A 17,326-nucleotide genomic window follows, 5' to 3' on the forward strand; every position below is an offset into this window, starting at 1 on the left:
TCGACGTCTTGTTCCCAGCCTATTCGCCGGGGTATGGGAAGCCCGTCTAACGACGCATTTCGACCGCTCACAGTACCTGCTCGGTGGCGTCGGCTATCGGGCCGCTAACCCTCCAAAAAGCTCAGCCGGACCGAGCGTTGCGGGTTGTCGCGGTTCAGGTCGACCAGCACGATGCTCTGCCAGGTGCCCAGCATCGGCTCCCCGCCGGAGACCGGAACCGTCACCGACGGTGCGACGAGCGCGGGCATCACGTGGTCGGCGCCGTGCCCCTCGGAGCCGTGCGCGTGCCGGTAACGGTCGTCGCGCGGCAGCAGCCGTTCCAGCGTGTCGACCAGGTCGTCGTCGGAGCCGGCGCCCGTCTCGATGATGGCCACCCCCGCCGTGGCGTGCGGGATGAACACGTTGCACAGACCGTCCCCGCGCGACCAGCAGAAGCCGCGCACCGCCTCGGTGAGGTCGACGATGCGGCGGCGGGAGGTGTCCACGTCCAGCACATCGGTATGCATCCGAACCAGCCTACGGCGCGCGCGTCGCGACCAGCCAATCGTTTGTGAGCGCGACCACATTTGGGCATTGCGGCGCGTAACCCGCAGGAGGAAGGTGGTTCATGACCGGTGGCGCCACCGGGGCGCTGCCCCGAACAAAGAGGGGGTGGATCGTGTACGCACGCTCTACCACAATTCAGGCGCAACCCTCGTCGATCGACGCCGGGATAGCGCATGTTCGCGATGAGGTCATGCCCGCGCTGCAAGGCATGCCGGGCTGCATCGGAGTATCCCTTTTGGTCGACCGTCGCTCCGGCCGGTGCATCGCCACCAGCGCCTGGGAGAGCGACGAAGCCATGCGCGCCAGCGGTGAAGCCGTGACCGGAATCCGCGATCGGGCGGCGGAAATGTTCGGGGGCACGACGGACGTCGAGCAGTGGGAGATCGCGGTGCTGCATCGCGACCACCACGCGCCCGACGGTGCGGGCGTGCGTGCGACGTGGGTCATGGTGCCGCCGGAGACCATGGACCAAGGCATCGAGTACTACAAGTCGTCCGTCCTGCCCCAGCTCGAGGGCCTCGACGGGTTCTGCAGTGCGAGCCTGCTGATCGACCGTGCCTCCGGGCGTGGCGTGTCCTCGGCGACGTTCGACAGCATCGACGAGATGGAGCGGAACAGGGAGCAGGCAACCGCGCTGAAGAGCTCCTCGATGCAAGAGGCGCGCGCCGAGGAACTCGATGAATGCGAGTTCGAGCTGGCGCTGGCGCACCTGCGGGTGCCCGAGCTGGTCTGATCTAGAGGGGGTGGTGGACCGGCCGAACCAGGCATTCGGCCGGTCGCCGATCCGCGTCCCGAAAGCATTGCGGCGAGTTGCCCGCAGGAGGAAGGTAACTGGTGGGACCGGTGGCGCCACCGGGGTGCCGCCCCGACAGAGAAGGGGTCGACCGTGTACGCACGCTCTACCACCATCCAGGCGCAACCCCTTTCGGTCGACATCGGAATTGCGCATGTTCGTGACGTCGTCATGCCCGCCCTCAAGGAGATCGACGGGTGGTTGGGGTTGTCGCTGTTGGTCGACCGGCAGTCCGGCACCTGCATCGCCACCAGTTCGTGGGAGACGGTGGAGGCCATGCGCGGCAGCGCCGAGCGGGTCGCGCCCATCCGTGACCGGGCCGCGCTGATGTTCGACGGCAGCGCGCGGGTGGAGGAATGGGACATCGCCCTGCTGCACCGCGACCACCCCTCCCGCCAGGGCGCGTGCGTGCGCGCCACCTGGCTCAAGGTGGTGCCGGACCAGCTGAGCAGATCCCTGGACTTCTACCGGATGGCGGTGCTACCCGAGATGGAGAACCTGGACGGGTTCTGCAGCGCCAGCCTGCTGGTCGACCACCCCAGCTGCCGCCGGGCGGTGACCTGCTCGACGTTCGACTCGATGGACGCGATGGCCCGCAACCGCGACCGCGCCACCGAGCTGCGCAGCCGGCGGGTGCGCGAACTGGGGGCCGAGGTGATCGACGTCGGGGAATTCGAGCTGGCGATCGCCCACCTTCGGGTGCCCGAGCTGGTCTGAGAGCGCACGCGGGTCAGGGCAGCGCGTCGCCGGGGAATCCGCGGCAGGCGTGCACCTGGTAGACGAACACCCCCGCCGCCACCCCCGGGTCGTCGGCCATGATGGCAGCGGTCTCGTCGACGGTCGCGGCGAAAACGCCGATGCCGCAGACGTCGGACTCGTCGGTGACCGGCAGCACCACCGCGAGCACGCCGTCGTCACGCAGTCCGAAGTTGCGCCGGCCGTGCTCCCAGATGATCTGCGCCGACGACTCGTCCCCGAACCTCGGGCCGCGCTTGAGGATGACGACGCTGTATTGCTTGGCGGTGGGCAGCAGTTGGCCCATCTCCTCGTCGCTGAAGGTTTTCATCCCTTGTCACCCCGCTTCCGGCGGATGATCGCGCGCAGCCGCTCCAGTCGGCCCGCCATGTCGCGCTCGAAGCCTCGGGCGGTGGGCCGGTAGTAGTCGACGCCCACCAGCTCGTCGGGTGGGTATTGTTGCGCCGCAACACCATCCGGCTGGTCGTGGGAGTATTTGTAGCCCTGCGCATGGCCCAAGGCCTCAGCCCCCGAATAGTGTCCGTCGCGCAGGTGGGGCGGCACGCGGCCGGCCTTGCCGGCCCTGATGTCGGCCATCGCCGCGCCCAGCGCGGTGGTGACGGCGTTGGATTTCGGCGCGGTGGCCAGGTGAATCGTGCAGTGCGCCAAGGTGAGTTGCGCCTCGGGCATGCCGATCAGCGCGACCGTCTGCGCGGCCGCGACCGCGACCTGCAGCGCGGTCGGGTCGGCCATGCCGATGTCCTCGCTGGCCAGGATCATCAGCCGGCGCGCGACGAACCGAGGGTCCTCCCCGGCGACGAGCATGCGGGCCAGGTAGTGCAGCGCGGCGTCGACGTCCGAGCCGCGCACCGACTTGATGAACGCGCTGATGACGTCGTAGTGCTGGTCGCCGTCGCGGTCGTAACGCACGGCGGCTTCGTCGAGGGACTGCTCGATGGCGGTGACGGTCAGCTCGCCGTCGGGCGGCACCGCCTCGGCGGCGACCTCCAGCGCCGTCAGCGCGCGGCGGGCGTCACCGGCGGCCAGCCGCACCAGGAGGTCGACGGCGTCGGGCGCGACCGCGACCTGCCCGCCCAGGCCGCGTGGGTCGTCGATCGCGCGCTGCACGACGGTGCGGATGTCGTCGGCGCTCAGCGCCCGCAACTGCAGGATCAGCGAGCGGGACAGCAGCGGCGCCACCACCGAGAAGGACGGGTTCTCCGTGGTCGCCGCCACCAGCAGCACCACCCGGTTCTCCACGGCCGACAGCAGCGCGTCCTGCTGGGTCTTGGAGAACCGGTGCACCTCGTCGATGAACAGCACCGTCTGCTCGCCATGGAGGAGCGCGGTTCGGGCCTTTTCTATCACCGCCCGAACGTCTTTCACACCGGCCGACAACGCCGACAGCGCCTCGAACCGGCGCCCGGTCGCCTGTGAGATCAGCGCGGCCAGCGTGGTCTTGCCGCTGCCCGGCGGCCCGTACAGGATGGCCGACGCCACGCCGGAGCCCTCGACGAGGCGGCGCAGGGGCGAGCCGGGCGCCAGCAGGTGGTCCTGCCCGACCACCTCGTCCAGCGACGCCGGGCGCATGCGGACGGCCAGCGGTGAGCCGCTCGACGCGCCCAAGCCGTGATCGTCTGGCAGCGGCGCGCCGGGCAGGTCAAACAGACCGTCGGACACGGATTCAGGCATACCACGAGGGACGGACGTCCGCTGCGGCCCCGGCGATCCGCGCGCACCGGCCGCATCTTTGCTAAGTTCCGGTTTGCCAAGTTCAGCGCGCGTTCCTCCCAGGACAGCAAGGACGGACATGAGCCAACCCCCCGAATATCCAGGCCCGCCGGACCCTCAGGGCGGGGGCCAGGATCCCCCCGGCTACCCGCCACCGCCCGGTTACGGCACGCCTCCCCCGCCGCCCCCGGGTTACGGCCCGCCCCCCGGATATGGCGCGCCTCCCCCGGGTTACGGGCCGCCGCCCGGCTACGGCCCCCCGCCCGGGTACGGCGCCCCGCCGCCCGGGTACGGCGGCCCACCCGCGCCGGCCTTCAGCATCGGTGACGCGTTCGGCTGGGCCTGGAACGCCTTCTCCAAAAACCCTGTGGCACTGATCGTTCCGGCCTTGGTGTACGGGATCCTGATCGGCGTCGCCTCGGCCCTGGTCGGCCTGAGCCAAAGCGTGGGCACGACGACGACCGGCTCCGACGACGACTACTTCACCTTCACGGCGAACCTCAACGGCGGCGGGATGACGCTGCTCATCCTCGGCTACCTCGTCGCCTACCTGGTGGGCGCGTTCGCCCAAGCCGCCTTCCTGTCCGGCTGCCTGGATCTGGCCGACGGGCGCCCGGTGACCGTCGGTTCGTTCTTCAAGCCGCGCAACTTCGGCATGGTGTTCCTGGCCGCGCTGCTGGTCGGCATCCTCACCTCGATCGCCTCGGCGCTGTGCTTCTTGCCGGGCCTGATCCTGGGCATTTTCGCCCAGTTCACGATCCCGTTCGCCATCGATCGATCGGAGCAGCCCATCAAGGCGCTGACCTCCAGCTTCTCCACCGTCACCGCAAACTTCGGCAACGCGCTGCTGGTGTGGCTGGTCGAGGTGGCGCTGTTCGTGGTGGGCGCGCTCGCGTGCGGGGTCGGGCTGTTGGTGGCGGCCCCGGTCGCCTCCCTGATCGGGATCTACGCCTACCGCAAGTTCTCCGGCGGGCAGGTGGTCGCGCCGCAGCAGGCGGGTTACCAGCCCGGGCCTCCGCCGGGTCCGGCGCCGGCGTAACACTCGGCGCGAATTCGGCGCGCCGGGCATCGGAGGCTTGCGCCGCGTGCGTACCGTGCAGCAGTAATGGCGTTTGCGGACATGACATTCGGCACCGGTGCGGCCCCGGCCGGCGGCCGCTACGACGCGGACCGGTTGCTGGCCGCCTACCGGGCCGCCCGCGCTCAGCAAGCGCTCTTCGATCTGCGGCGCGGCCCGGCGAGCGGCTACGACGAATTCGTCGACCCCGACGGCAACGTGCGCCCGGCGTGGGCCGAGGTGGCCGACGCGATCGCGGAGCGCGGCCGCGCGGGGCTGGACCGGCTGCGCTCGGTGGTGCGCGGGCTGATCGACAACGACGGCATCACCTACACCGACGTCGCGCCCGGCGGCCGTGGCCAGGAGCCGAGGCCCTGGCAGCTGGACACGCTGCCGCTCGTGCTGTCCGCGGCCGACTGGGAGGTGCTCGAGGCGGGGCTGCTGCAGCGGTCCCGGGTGCTCGACGCCGTGCTCGCCGACCTGTACGGGCCGCGCAGCCTGCTCACCGACGGTGTCCTGCCGCCTGAGCTGCTGTTCGCCCACCCCGGCTACGTGCGTGCCGCCAACGGCATCGAGATACCCGGCCGCCATCAGCTTTTCATGCACGCCTGTGACGTCAGCCGGCGTCCCGACGGCGCCTTCGTCGTCAACGGCGACCGGACCCAGGCGCCCTCGGGGGCCGGCTACGCGCTGGCCGACCGGCGCGTGGTCGCGCACGCGGTTCCCGACCTCTACGAACGCATCGCGCCGCGGCCGACCACGCCGTTCGCCCAGGCGCTGCGGCTGGCGCTGATCGACGCGGCACCCGACGATGCCCAGGACCCGGTGGTGGTGGTCCTGTCCCCGGGCATCTACTCCGAAACCGCTTTCGATCAGGCCTATCTGGCCACCCTGCTGGGCTTCCCCCTGGTCGAGAGCGCGGACCTGGTGGTGCGCGAGGGCATGTTGTGGATGCGCTCGCTGGGCACCCTGAAGCGCGTCGACGTGGTACTGCGCCGGGTCGACGCCGACTACACGGACCCGCTGGATCTGCGCGCCGATTCGCGCCTCGGGGTGGCCGGTCTGGTGGAGGCACAACACCGCGGCACGGTGACCGTCGTCAACACGCTGGGCAGCGGGGTCCTGGAAAACCCTGGGCTGCAGCGTTTCCTGCCCGCCATGGCCGAGCACCTGCTGTCGGAGACCCTGCTGCTGCCCAGCCCGCCGGCCTACTGGGGCGGCATCGCCTCCGAGCGTTCGCACTTGCTGGCGAACCTGGGGTCCCTGCTGGTGAGGTCGACGGTCGGCGCGAAAACCCTTGTCGGACCGGCGCTGTCGTCGCCGCAGCTGGCGCGGTTGGCGGCCCAGGTCGAGGCGGCGCCGTGGCAGTGGGTCGGCCAGGAGCTGCCGCAGTTCTCGTCAGCACCCACCGATCACGCCGGAGCGTTGTCCTCGGCGGGCGTCGGCATCCGCTTGTTCACCGTCGCCCAGCGGGGCGGTTACGCGCCGATGATCGGCGGCATCGGCTACGTGCTGGCGCCCGGGGACGCCGCCTACGCGTTGAAAACCGTTGCGGCAAAGGATGTCTGGATCCGGCCCACCGAGCGGGCGCGGGCCGAGGCGGTCAGCCCGCCGAGCGTGGAACCGCCGGCGAAGACGGCCGCGGGCACCTGGGCCGTCAGTTCCCCGCGCGTGTTGTCCGACCTCTTCTGGATCGGCCGCTACGGCGAGCGCGCCGAAAGCATGGCGCGGTTGCTCATCGTCGCCCGCGACAGGTTCCACGTGTACCGGCACCACCAGCACAGCGAGGAAAGCGAGTGCGTGCCGGTGCTGATGGCCGCGCTGGGCCGCATCACCGGAACCGACACCGCGGCCGACGGCGGCGGCGACCACGCCGAGATGATCGCCGTCGCCCCCTCGACGCTGTGGTCGCTCACCGTCGACCCGCACCGCCCCGGCTCCCTGGTGCAGTCAGTGGAAGGCCTGGCGCTGGCCGCCCGCGCGGTGCGCGACCAGATGTCCAACGACACGTGGATGGTGCTGGCCGCGGTGGAGCGCGCGCTGGCGCTCGACAGCGAGCCGCCGGACTCGCTCGCCGAGGCCGACGCCGCGCTGACCCGGGCGCAGGCCCAGACCCTGGCCGGGATGCTGACCCTGTCGGGGGTGGCCGCCGAGTCCATGGTGCGCGACGTGGGCTGGACGATGATGGACATCGGCAAGCGCATCGAACGCGGCCTGTGGCTGACCGCGTTGCTGCGGGCGACGCTGACCGTGATGCGCGGGGCCGCCGCCGAACAGACCGTCATCGAATCCACCCTGGTGGCGTGCGAGTCTTCGGTCATCTACCGGCGCCGCACCGCGGGCAAGGTCAGCGTCTCCGCCATGGTCGAGCTGATGCTGTTCGACGCGCAGAACCCGAGATCGCTGCTGTACCAATTGGACCGGCTGCGCACCGATCTCGGGGACCTGCCCGGCTCGTCGGGGTCGTCGCGCCCGGAACGTCTGGTGGACGAGATAGGCACCCTGCTGCGCCGATCCCATCCCGCGGCGCTGGAACGGGTCGGCGACGACGGGCGGCGCGCCGAGTTGGCGGACCTGCTCGGCGCGGTCCACGCCGAGCTGCGCAACCTGGCCGACGTCATCACCACCACGCAGCTGGCCTTACCCGGTGGGATGCAACCACTTTGGGGTCCCGACGTGCGCCGGGTGATGCCCGCCTAGCCGGTCGGCGATGCCTCCCGCTCCGCGGCGACGCCGTGGTAGCGGTGCGGGTCGGGCAGGCGCCGGCGCCGCACCATGTGCACCAGCGCCAGGACCGAGAGCGTCGCGGCGTAGATGCACCACAGCGACGCGAACGCGTGCACGTAGAGGACGGCAACCACGCTCAGCCCCACCAGGTTCGCTATCCCGAACACCACGATGGAGCGATAGCCCGACATCACCGCGGGCCCGATGACGGCGATGACGTAGAGCGCCGCCCACACGTAGCCGCCCCGAACGCCGGTCTGGTACTGCAGCGCATGGGGACCCATCGTCACCGTGACCGGGTCGGTGAGCACGACGACGGCGAGATAGACCGACACGACGGTGCCCAGCACCGCAAACGGCGCCACCCGGAGCCGGGCGCCGCTCGGTTCCAGCGCCAGGATCGCCCACGGAACCAGCGCGGGAAGCAGCGGCAGCGCGATGAAGACGTAGGCGAGCATCGCCAGGTGTTTCATCCCCGGGGAGACGACGTCGTTGGGCCACACCGCCGCCTCGATGAACTGATGGACCGAGAACACCGTCGGCAGCAGGGCGAAGGGCACTTCGCGCCAGTGCTTCACCTCGCGCAGGGTCGCCACGGCGACGGGCACGAGGGCGGCGCCCACCACCAGATCCGCCGTCATCGAGAAGCACATCGGCTAACCCGCCACGGACGCGGGTCCCCGGGACTCCGACGTTGCCTCGTCGACGACGGTGTGGATGAACTTCATCTTCTCCAGCACCGCGGCCGGCAACACGAACGGGTACAGGTCGTCGTGCCCCATCGACCGGTTCACCATGTTCAGTGACCACGACAACGGCAGCCACATGTCGATGATCGTCTGAAATGCGCTGGGCCCCAACGCGGGGCGGTCGAAGGTGGCCGACGCCGCCGCCAGCCCGCACCACGCCGAGGTGTCCAGCGCGTCCCGGATGTGCAGGTAGTGGGCGAACGTCTCGGCCCAGTCCTCGCTCGCATGCATGGTGGCGTAGGACGACACGAAGTGGTCCTGCCAGCCGTCGGGCGCGCCCTCGCTGTAGTGGCGGTCGAGCGCCGCCTGGTAGTCGGCGTCGGGGTCGCCGAAGAGCTCGTTGAACCGCTCCAGGCGGTCGCGGTACGGGGCGATCAACCGGTAGTAGTAGTAATGCCCGATCTCGTGGCGGAAGTGGCCCAGCAGGGTCCGGTACGGTTCGTCCATCTCGACCCGCAGCTGCTCGCGGTGCACGTCGTCACCCTCGGCCAAATCGATTGTGATGACCCCGTTCTGGTGCCCGGTCATCACGTTTTCGTGTGCGCTGGACAGCAGCCGGAAGGCCAGCCCGTAGTCGGGATCCTTGTCCCGCCCGACGATCGGCAGCTTCAGCTCGTGCAGCTCGGCGATCAGCCGTCGTTTGGCCGCCTCGGCCCGGGCGAACTCGGCCAGGCCGACCGCGTCGGCGTCGTTGGGCCGCTCGGCGGTCAGCGCGCACGACGCGCACAACAATCGCGGGGTGTTGACCGGCACCAGCCAATTGCATTCGGCTACCTGAAGATTCGCGCACAGCTGGTACTCGCTGGCGGGCACGACGCCGACGTGCTCGGTGGCCTCGCCGTCGGAGATCACCAGCAACGCCATCTGTTCGAGCGAAAAGCCCAGCGCGCTACCGCAATTCAGGCACGTCGAGTTCTCGAACGTCAGGCGCTGGCCACAGTTGGGGCAGGTGAAGTCACGCATGCGAGAAGTCGCCTTCGATGGGGTCTGAATAGGGCACCACGTCGACGGCGACGTCGATCACGCTGTGCTCGGAGTCGGTGTAGATGATGCCGCGCAGCGGCGGGACATCCGCGTAGTCGCGGCCGCGGCCCACCACGATGTAGCGCTCGTCGATCATCTGGTCGTTGGTGGGATCGAGCCCCAGCCACTCGAATTGGCCGGGGTCCTGCGGAGTCCACACCGCGGCCCAGGCGTGCGTGGCGTCGATGCCGATCATCCGATCCTTTCCGGGCGGCGGGTCGGTGGCCAGGTAGCCGGACACGTAACTGGCCGCCAAACCGTTGGCGCGCAGGCAGGCGATCGCCAGCCTGGCAAAGTCTTGACATACCCCCTCCCGGGCCGCCAGAACCTCGGCGACGCCGGTCGAAATCGTCGTCGACCCCGACCGGTAGGTGAAGTCGGTGAAGATCCGGGACGCCAGATCCCGCAGCACCTCGATCAGCGGGCGTCCGGGCGTGAAGCTGGGCGCCGCGTACTCGCGGACCTCGTCGGTGATCTCGGGCGGATCCAGGTCCAGGGTGAACTCGGCGGCCAGCGCCCCGATCCGTCCCGCCGGCCGGGCGTCCTCCCACGGCTGCACGGCCGCCCCGGCGGCGTACAGGCCCGGCGCCGGCGGATAGACGTCGACGACCGAATCGCTGACCACCTTCAAGACGCTGTGCGGCTCGGTCACGTGGAAGTAGGAGCTGATGTTCCCGTAGGTGTCCGTGCTGGTGGAGCTGTCGGCGGGGGCGGGCTCGATGATCAGCCGATGGGCGACGCGGCGTTGCCGCAGCGAGTCGCGCGGGGTCAAAAACCCGCGGCCGTACGAGCTGGTCACGACGTCGGAGTAGCGGTATTCGGTGCGGTGGGTGACTCGATGCCGGCGGGCGGACCCGGCGTCTGCTTCAGACACAGGCTGATCACATCACACACCGGGCCGCTACGGACTGCCGGCGGCGGCGGTTTGCCGATATGACGGCAACGGGCCGGAAACGGGAGCACAATCGAGGAGTGGCCACCTGGGACGAGGTCGCCCGCATCGTCGGCGAGCTGGCCCTCACCTCCGAGCCGTCGCCGCACGACTGGCGGGTCGGCAAGAAATTGCTGGCCTGGGAGCGGCCGCTGCGGCCCTCGGAACGCGAGGCCCTGGCCCGCAACGGCCCGGAGCCGCCGCGCGGCGACATCCTCGGCGTTCGGGTGTCCGACGAGGGAGTCAAGTTCGCGCTGATCGACGACGAGCCGCAAACCTACTTCACCACTCCGCATTTCGACGGCTACCCCGCCGTGCTGGTCAACCTGGCCGAGATCTCGGTGCGCGACCTCCAGGAGCTGATCACCGAGGCGTGGCTGACGCAGGCGCCGCGGAAGTTGGTGCAGGAGTTCTTGGCCGACTCGCGGTGAGGCTCACACGGGCCGGAGGTCGATGACCCGTTGCAGGTCGTCGATGCAGGCGCCGACGGCGTCGGCGAGGATCGCCTGGGTTTTCGCGCCGGCGCCCGACGGCAACTGCGACGCGTGATGGCGGGCCGACGCCGTGTATGCGCAGGCGCCGGCGGCGTCGCGGTCGGCGAGTGCGGTCGCGGCGGCGAGCACGACCAGCACCGTGTGCACGTGCGGGGCCGGGGGCTCGGGGCCGACGTCGGGGGCGGGGGCGACGGCGCGGGCCAGCTGCAGCACCGAGCCGGCCAGCAGGGCCACGTGCACGGCCTGGTGATCGGCGGCGTGCACGGCGTCGCGCAGGCCCCATCGGCGCGGGGCGATGGCGACGACGTGGCGGGCGGTGGTGCGCGCCTCGAGCAGGCCGCTGAGCTGTTCGTGCACCCGGTCGACGGCCGTCAGCGGCCAGTCGGGCGCGGCGGCTTTGCGCCCGGCGGCGACGTCGGCGGCGCGCGCCAAGACGTCGTGCAGCACCGCCAGCACGCCGACGCGCGCGCCGCGCAGCAGTGCCAGCGGGTCGGCGGGAAACAGCAGCACGGCGAAGACGATGGCCACCGCGCCGCCGATCAGCGCGTCGAATATGCGTTCCAGCCCGACGCCGCCGTGGTAGAGGGCCAGCACCAGGATCGCCGACACGATGGTCTGGTTCGCGAACATCATCCCGTGCCCGATGAAGCCGCCCCCGATGAACACCGCGGCGCCGAGCGCGATGAACGCGGCGATCGCGATGGGCACCGCGCCGGGCCCGAGCAGGCCCTGAACCGCCGAGCCCAGCCCGATGCCGAGGGTCACCCCGATCATCATCTGGATGGCGCGCTGTGCGCGGAGCACGTTGCTGGTCGACAACTACACCGCGGCGGCGATCGGCGCGAAGAACGGTTGCGGGTGACCGAGGACATCGTGGGTCAGGTACCAGGACACGCCCGCGGCCGCCGACGTCTGCACCAGGTTGAACCAGACCGCGCGCAACCGCTTGCCGCCCGCGCGCGCGGCGGCGAGGACCCTCGAGGGCACCGCCGGCCGCGAAGCGCCCACCGGCTAGGTCCGGATTAACTCGAACAGCGGAATCACCCTGCTGGTCTTGGCCTGGTACTCGGCGAACCCGGGCGCCGCGGCGGTGACCTTGTCGAAGAGATCGTCGCGCTCGTCGGTCGGCAGCTCGCGCGCGGTCACGTCGAACGCGTCCGTTCCGACCTCGACGCGGGCGCTCGGGTTGGCCCGCAGATTGTGCACCCAGGCCGGGCTGACCGGGGCCCCGGCGAAGGAGCCGATGACGATGAGCTTGCCGTCGATGTCGAAGTACGCCAGGGGGGACACCCGGGGCTGGCCGGACTTGGCGCCGGTCGTGTGCAGCAGCAGCAGGTTGGCGCCCTCGAACTGGCCGCCGACCTTGCCGCCGTTGGCGCGGAATTCGTCGACGATGGCCCGGTTGAAGGCATTAATAGTGTCGGTGTCCGGCAGGTGTTCGGTCATGCCCGGTCAACCTTTTCGGGCTTGGCGTCTATTCCGGACTCCTTGCGCTGCTGGGCGGTGATCGGCGCCGGCGCATCGGTGAGCGGGTCGACGCCGCCGCCGGTCTTCGGGAACGCGATCACCTCGCGGATGGAGTCGACCCCCGACAGCAGGGCGTTGATCCGGTCCCAGCCGAACGCGATCCCGCCGTGCGGGGGCGCGCCAAAGGTGAACGCCTCCAACAGGAATCCGAACTTCTCCTCGGCCTCGGCGTGGTCCAGTCCCATCACCGCGAACACCCGCTCCTGGATGTCGCGGCGGTGGATACGGATCGAGCCGCCGCCGATCTCGTTGCCGTTGCAGACGATGTCGTAGGCGTCGGCGAGCACGTTGCCCGGATCGGTGTCGATCGCGTCCTCATGCCCGGGCTTCGGCGAGGTGAACGCGTGATGCACGGCGGTCCACGCCCCGGAGCCGACGGCCACGTCGCCTGCCGCGGTCGCGTCGTCGGCGGGTTCGAACAGCGGCGGGTCGACCACCCAGACGAACGCCCAGGCGTCCGGATCGATCATGCCCAGCCGGTGCGCGATCTCACCGCGCGCCGCCCCCAGCAGGGCCCGCGACGGCTTCGGCGGGCCCGCCGAGAAGAAGACACAGTCCCCCGGCTCGGCCCCCACGTGCGCGGCCAGGCCGCCGCGCTCGGCGTCGGACAGGTTCTTGGCGACCGGGCCGCCCAGCGTGCCGTCGTCGGCGATCAGCACGTAGGCCAGCCCGCGGTGGCCGCGCTGCTTGGCCCATTCCTGCCAGCCGTCCAGCGTCCGGCGGGGCTGCGACGCGCCGCCCGGCATCACCACCGCACCGACGTAGGGTGCCTGGAAGACGCGAAATGTGGTGTCTTTGAAGAACTCTGTGCAGTCGACGAGCTCGAGTCCGAATCGCATGTCGGGCTTGTCGGAGCCGAACCGGCGCATCGCCTCGGCGTAGCTGATCCGCGGGATGGGCGTCGGGATCTGGTACCCGATCAGCGCCCACAGCGCCGAGAGGATCTCCTCGGAGATGGCGAGGATGTCCTCGGCGTCCACGAAGCTCATCTCCATGTCGAGCTGGGTGAACTCCGGCTGGCGGTCGGCGCGGAAGTCCTCGTCGCGGTAGCAGCGGGCGATCTGGTAGTAGCGCTCCATCCCGGCCACCATCAGCAGCTGCTTGAACAGCTGGGGGCTCTGCGGCAGGGCGTAGAACGAGCCGGGGTGCAGCCGGGCCGGCACCAAAAAGTCGCGCGCGCCCTCGGGGGTCGAGCGGGTGATCGTCGGCGTTTCGATCTCGACGAAATCGTGCTGCGCCAGCACCGCACGCGCGGCCGCATTCACCTTGGAGCGCAACCGAATTGCCTCCGCCGGACCGTCGCGCCGCAGATCGAGGTAGCGGTACTTCAGCCGCAGTTCCTCGCCGGCGGGCTCGTCGAGCTGGAAGGGCAGCGGCGCGCTCTCCCCCAGCACGGTCAGCGCGGTCGCGTTGACCTCGATCTCACCGGTCGCGATCTCGGGGTTGGCGTTGCCCTCCGGGCGGATCTCGACCACGCCGGAGACGGCGACGCAGAACTCGGCGCGCAGCCGGTGCGCCTGGGCCAGCACGTCTTCGGCGCGGAACACCACCTGGGTGATCCCGGAGGCGTCGCGCAGGTCGATGAAGATGACGCCGCCGTGGTCGCGGCGGCGGGCCACCCAGCCCGCTAGCGTCACCTGCTGCCCGGCGTCGCTACTCCTCAGCGACCCGGCGGCGTGGCTGCGCAGCACAAAAACACTCCCCTTTACGTTGGACGACAGATCAGTCTAAGGGGCGGTGTAGTTTCGCTCGTATCGCCACAAACATCGCACTCGTCGGTCCGGGCGCCGTCGGTACGACGGTTGCCGCGCTGCTGTCGCGGGCCGGACATTCGGTCGTAGTGTGCGGCCGCACCCCGCGCGAGAGCATCGAACTGCGGCCCGACGGCGCCGACCCGATCGTCGTCCCCGGCCCGGTGCACACCGATCCCGGCGAGGTTTCCGGCCCGGTCGACGTGGTGCTGCTGGCCGTCAAGGCCACCCAGAACGACCAGGCGGCTGGCTGGCTGGCCCGGCTCTGCGACGTCCACACCATCGTCGTCGTGCTGCAAAACGGTGTGGAGCAGGTCGAGCAGGTGCAGCCGCACTGCCCGCGATCCCCCGTCATCCCCGGCATCGTCTGGTATTCCGCGGAAACCCAGCCCGACGGCTGGGTGCGGTTGCGCGGCGAGGCGGCCCTGGTGCTGCCCAGCGGGCCCTCGGCGGAGACGGTCGCCGAACTGCTGCGCGGCGCCGGCTGCCGGGTGGACTGCGACCCCGACATCATCACCGCGGGCTGGCGCAAGCTACTCACCAACGCGCTGGCCGGGTTCATGGCGCTGTCGCGCCGGCGGTCGGGGATGTTTCGCCGCGACGACGTGGCCGCGCTGTCGCGCCGCTACCTCGCCGAATGCCTGGCCGTCGCGCGGGCCGAGGGCGCCCGGCTTCCCGACGGCATCGCCGACGAGCTGACCGACCTGTTCCGCAACGCCCCAGAGGACATGGGCACGTCGATCCTGACGGACGCGGAAAACCACCGGCCGATGGAATGGGACGTCCGCAACGGCGTGATCATCCGCAAAGCCCGGGCCCACGGCCTGGCCACACCGATCAGCGACGTCGTGGTGCCGTTGTTGGCCGCGGCGAGCGACGGGCCCGGCTAGATTAATTTCATGTTCCCCTGCGAGCGCGTCGACGTGAACTTCATCGAATCGGCGCCATTTGCGTTCCGCAACAGCGTCGACCTGGCCATCACCCCCGAGCAGCTGTTCGAGGTGCTCTCCGACGCGGCATCCTGGCCGCGCTGGGCGAAGGTGATCACGAAGGTGACCTGGACCAGCCCCGAGCCCCGCGGCGTCGGCACCACCCGCGTCGTGGAGATGCGCGGCGGCATCGTCGGCAACGAGGAATTCCTCGCGTGGGAACCCTTCACGCACATGGCTTTTCGTTTCAATGAATGCTCGACCAAGTCCGTGGCGGCCTTCGCCGAGGACTACCGCGTCGAGGCCATCCCGGGCGGCTGCCGGCTGACGTGGACCATGGCCCAGAAGCCGGCCGGCCCGGCGAAGCTGGCGATGGTCGTGGTCGGGCCGCTGCTGAACCTGGCCCTGCGCCGATACCTGCGCAACCTGCGTAGCTACACCGACTCCCTTGCGACCCGGCAACCTTAGGAGCGTGTCATGACCTTCAACGAGGGCATGCAGATCGACACCAGCGCAGCATCGTCGTCCGGCGGTGGCGGGATGGGGATGGCCGTCGGGGGCGGCGGCCTCGGGCTGATCATCCTGCTCGGGGCGCTGTTTTTGGGCGTCGACCCCGGTCGCGTGATGAACCAGCCGCAGACCAACACCGGCGGCTATTCCGCGCCCGGTTTCGACCTGAGCCAGTGCAAGACCGGCGCCGACGCCAACAAGTACGTGCAATGCCGCGTGGTCGCCACAGGCAATTCGGTGGACGCGGTGTGGCATCAGCTGATGCCGGGTTACACCCGCCCCCATGTGCGCCTGTTCAGCGACCAGGTGAGCACCGGTTGCGGCCCGGCCACCACCGACGTCGGGCCGTTCTACTGCCCGGCCGACCAGACGGCGTACTTCGACACCAGCTTCTTTCAGGATGTGCTCGTCAAGCAGCTGCATTCCAGCAACGGCGCTTTCGCGCAGGAATACGTCGTCGCCCACGAATACGGTCATCACGTGCAGCAGCTGCAGGGCGACCTGGGCCGCGCCCAGCAGGGAGCCAAGGGCGCCGGCGGCAACGGCGTGCGCACCGAGCTGCAGGCCGACTGCTACGCCGGCATCTGGGCGCACTACGCCGCGACGGTCAACCAGAAGGACGGCACGCCGTTCCTGAATCCGTTGACCGACGAGGACATTCGCGACGCGCTATCGGCCGCCGCATCGGTCGGCGACGACCGCATCCAGAAACAGGCGACCGGGCGCGTCAACCGCGAAAGCTGGACCCACGGCTCGGCCGAGCAGCGCCAGCATTGGTTCACCGTCGGCTATCAGACCGGTGATCCGAAGCAGTGCGACACCTTCTCCGCACCCGACTTGGGTTAGCCCTACGACGATGCAGCCCGCGCAGCGGGGTGAGGAGGAGTAGGGCAATCGGGCTAGCCCAATCGGGCTAAGCCAGTAGGCCTTTCAGTTCGCCCCGGCCGGCCTCGTCGAGCGGCAACAGTGGCGCGCGCGGATCCCCGACCGGGAAGTCGAGCAGCTCCAGGCCGGCCTTGACGGTGGTGGCCAGCCCGCCCGCGACGATGAAGGTGAGCAGCGGCTTGAGGTCGTCATAGAGCTTCTGCGCCGTGTCGAGGTCGTTCGCGCGCACCGCCTCGTAGAGGTCGATGCAGGGCTGCGGCCGCAAACACGGTGCGGCCGTGCACCATCCGGACGCCCCGGCCTTCAGCGCGTCGAGCACCAGCGGGTTGCTGCCGTTGTAGAAGGGCAGCCGATTGCCGGACAGTTCGGCGATGCGCTGCATGCGGGTCAGGTCGCCGGTGGACTCCTTGACCATGGTCACGTTGTCGATGGATTCGAACATGCGCACCAGCAACTCGGGCGGCATGTCGACGCCGCTGGTGGCCGGGTTGTTGTAGGCCATGATCGGGATCGAGATGGCATCGCTGATGCTGCGGTAGTGCTGGAAGATCTCCCGCTCGGTCAGCTTCCAGTAGGACACCGGCAGGATCATCACGGCGTCGGCCCCGGCCTGCTGCGCGTAGGTGGCGCGCCGAATGGTCTTGGCGGTGGTCACATCCGACACACCGACCACCACCGGCACCCGGCCCGCGACGGTGGCGATGGTGGTGTCGACCACGGTGTCGAATTCGGGTTCGTCGAGATAGGCGAGTTCGCCGGTGCTGCCCAGCGGTGCGATCGCATGAACGCCGGCCGACACCAGCCGATCGACCAGCGCCGCAAGGCGTTTCGTGTCGATGCCGTCCCCAGAGAACGGCGTTACCGGGTAGGCGATGATGCCGTGGATCTTGGGCTCGGACGTTTGCGCCACAGGCGGGCTCCTCGGATTCGGTTGGCGG

At 70.0% G+C, this 17,326-nt stretch carries 17 protein-coding genes and 1 pseudogene; 8 read left to right on the forward strand and 10 right to left on the reverse strand.

Annotation, left to right across the window (positions count from 1 at the left end):
• Positions 1-104: 104 nt before the first annotated feature.
• Positions 105-494, reverse strand: a complete 390-nt coding sequence (locus OCQ_RS16425; protein ID WP_008258256.1) for a secondary thiamine-phosphate synthase enzyme YjbQ — start codon at positions 492-494, stop codon at positions 105-107.
• Positions 495-658: 164 nt separating this feature from the next.
• On the opposite strand from OCQ_RS16425, the gene OCQ_RS16430 reads away from it, so the two are divergent.
• Positions 659-1,279: a putative quinol monooxygenase gene (locus OCQ_RS16430; protein WP_014385287.1), complete on the forward strand. Its 621-nt coding sequence runs from the start codon at positions 659-661 to the stop codon at positions 1,277-1,279.
• Positions 1,280-1,432: 153 nt separating this feature from the next.
• Positions 1,433-2,056 carry a hypothetical protein gene (locus tag OCQ_RS16435; RefSeq protein WP_008258260.1) on the forward strand — a complete coding sequence of 208 codons (624 nt, stop codon included), beginning with the start codon at positions 1,433-1,435 and terminating at the stop codon, positions 2,054-2,056.
• Positions 2,057-2,069: 13 nt separating this feature from the next.
• Here OCQ_RS16435 and OCQ_RS16440 read toward each other — a convergent pair whose 3' ends face one another.
• Both OCQ_RS16440 and OCQ_RS16445 read right to left on the reverse strand, forming a co-directional pair.
• A complete protein-coding gene (locus OCQ_RS16440) occupies positions 2,070-2,405 on the reverse strand; it encodes a hypothetical protein (protein ID WP_009955916.1) in 336 nt (111 codons plus the stop codon).
• Positions 2,402-3,766 (reverse strand): replication-associated recombination protein A, encoded by a 1,365-nt coding sequence (locus OCQ_RS16445; protein ID WP_038536736.1) that lies wholly within the window; start codon positions 3,764-3,766, stop codon positions 2,402-2,404. Before OCQ_RS16445 ends, OCQ_RS16440 begins: the two co-directional genes overlap by 4 nt.
• A 118-nt stretch (positions 3,767-3,884) precedes the next feature.
• On the opposite strand from OCQ_RS16445, the gene OCQ_RS16450 reads away from it, so the two are divergent.
• Both OCQ_RS16450 and OCQ_RS16455 read left to right on the forward strand, forming a co-directional pair.
• Positions 3,885-4,844, forward strand: a complete 960-nt coding sequence (locus OCQ_RS16450) for a membrane protein (RefSeq protein ID WP_014382845.1) — start codon at positions 3,885-3,887, stop codon at positions 4,842-4,844.
• 66 nt (positions 4,845-4,910) lie between these two features.
• Complete coding sequence (locus tag OCQ_RS16455; RefSeq protein WP_014385288.1) at positions 4,911-7,562, forward strand: circularly permuted type 2 ATP-grasp protein; 2,652 nt, start codon at positions 4,911-4,913, stop codon at positions 7,560-7,562.
• Here OCQ_RS16455 and OCQ_RS16460 read toward each other — a convergent pair.
• The 3 genes from OCQ_RS16460 to OCQ_RS16470 are packed head-to-tail and all read right to left on the reverse strand — an operon-like array spanning position 7,559 to position 10,235.
• Positions 7,559-8,230, reverse strand: coding sequence for a DUF6629 family protein (locus OCQ_RS16460; protein WP_008258266.1), 672 nt, complete (start codon positions 8,228-8,230; stop codon positions 7,559-7,561). The two genes, OCQ_RS16455 and OCQ_RS16460, sit on opposite strands and share 4 nt — an antisense overlap.
• 15 nt (positions 8,231-8,245) lie before the next feature.
• The gene (locus tag OCQ_RS16465; protein ID WP_014385289.1) at positions 8,246-9,301 is read right to left on the reverse strand and encodes a zinc-binding metallopeptidase family protein; all 1,056 of its coding nucleotides are present in this window, start codon (positions 9,299-9,301) and stop codon (positions 8,246-8,248) included.
• A complete protein-coding gene (locus OCQ_RS16470) occupies positions 9,294-10,235 on the reverse strand; it encodes a transglutaminase family protein (protein WP_014380505.1) in 942 nt (313 codons plus the stop codon). Before OCQ_RS16470 ends, OCQ_RS16465 begins: the two co-directional genes overlap by 8 nt.
• A 98-nt stretch (positions 10,236-10,333) precedes the next feature.
• Here OCQ_RS16470 and OCQ_RS16475 point away from each other — a divergent pair, with 98 nt between their 5' ends.
• Complete coding sequence (locus OCQ_RS16475; RefSeq protein ID WP_008258269.1) at positions 10,334-10,723, forward strand: MmcQ/YjbR family DNA-binding protein; 390 nt, start codon at positions 10,334-10,336, stop codon at positions 10,721-10,723.
• A 3-nt stretch (positions 10,724-10,726) separates the two neighbouring features.
• Here the strand turns inward: OCQ_RS16475 and OCQ_RS16480 are convergent.
• The 3 genes and pseudogenes from OCQ_RS16480 to aspS form a co-directional block, all read right to left on the reverse strand.
• Positions 10,727-11,794 (reverse strand): annotated as a pseudogene (locus OCQ_RS16480) (FUSC family protein).
• 3 nt (positions 11,795-11,797) lie between these two features.
• The gene (locus OCQ_RS16485) at positions 11,798-12,232 is read right to left on the reverse strand and encodes a nitroreductase family deazaflavin-dependent oxidoreductase (RefSeq protein WP_014385292.1); all 435 of its coding nucleotides are present in this window, start codon (positions 12,230-12,232) and stop codon (positions 11,798-11,800) included.
• Positions 12,229-14,004 carry an aspartate--tRNA ligase gene (gene aspS, locus OCQ_RS16490; protein ID WP_014385293.1) on the reverse strand — a complete coding sequence of 592 codons (1,776 nt, stop codon included), beginning with the start codon at positions 14,002-14,004 and terminating at the stop codon, positions 12,229-12,231. Before aspS ends, OCQ_RS16485 begins: the two co-directional genes overlap by 4 nt.
• 62 nt (positions 14,005-14,066) lie before the next feature.
• Here aspS and OCQ_RS16495 point away from each other — a divergent pair, with 62 nt between their 5' ends.
• From OCQ_RS16495 to ypfJ, 3 genes are read left to right on the forward strand one after another with little or no spacing between them, the layout of a single operon-like run.
• Positions 14,067-14,954 (forward strand): oxidoreductase, encoded by an 888-nt coding sequence (locus tag OCQ_RS16495; RefSeq protein ID WP_179300178.1) that lies wholly within the window; start codon positions 14,067-14,069, stop codon positions 14,952-14,954.
• Positions 14,955-14,963: 9 nt separating this feature from the next.
• Positions 14,964-15,461 (forward strand): SRPBCC family protein, encoded by a 498-nt coding sequence (locus OCQ_RS16500; RefSeq protein WP_008258281.1) that lies wholly within the window; start codon positions 14,964-14,966, stop codon positions 15,459-15,461.
• 9 nt (positions 15,462-15,470) lie between these two features.
• The gene (gene ypfJ, locus OCQ_RS16505; RefSeq protein WP_008258283.1) at positions 15,471-16,349 is read left to right on the forward strand and encodes a KPN_02809 family neutral zinc metallopeptidase; all 879 of its coding nucleotides are present in this window, start codon (positions 15,471-15,473) and stop codon (positions 16,347-16,349) included.
• A 67-nt stretch (positions 16,350-16,416) separates the two neighbouring features.
• Here the strand turns inward: ypfJ and OCQ_RS16510 are convergent, their stop codons facing one another.
• Positions 16,417-17,298 (reverse strand): dihydrodipicolinate synthase family protein, encoded by an 882-nt coding sequence (locus OCQ_RS16510; protein ID WP_009957662.1) that lies wholly within the window; start codon positions 17,296-17,298, stop codon positions 16,417-16,419.
• Positions 17,299-17,326 lie beyond the last annotated feature (28 nt).

Source organism: Mycobacterium paraintracellulare (genome assembly GCF_000276825.1).
GTDB classification, from domain to species: Bacteria; Actinomycetota; Actinomycetes; order Mycobacteriales; family Mycobacteriaceae; genus Mycobacterium; species Mycobacterium intracellulare.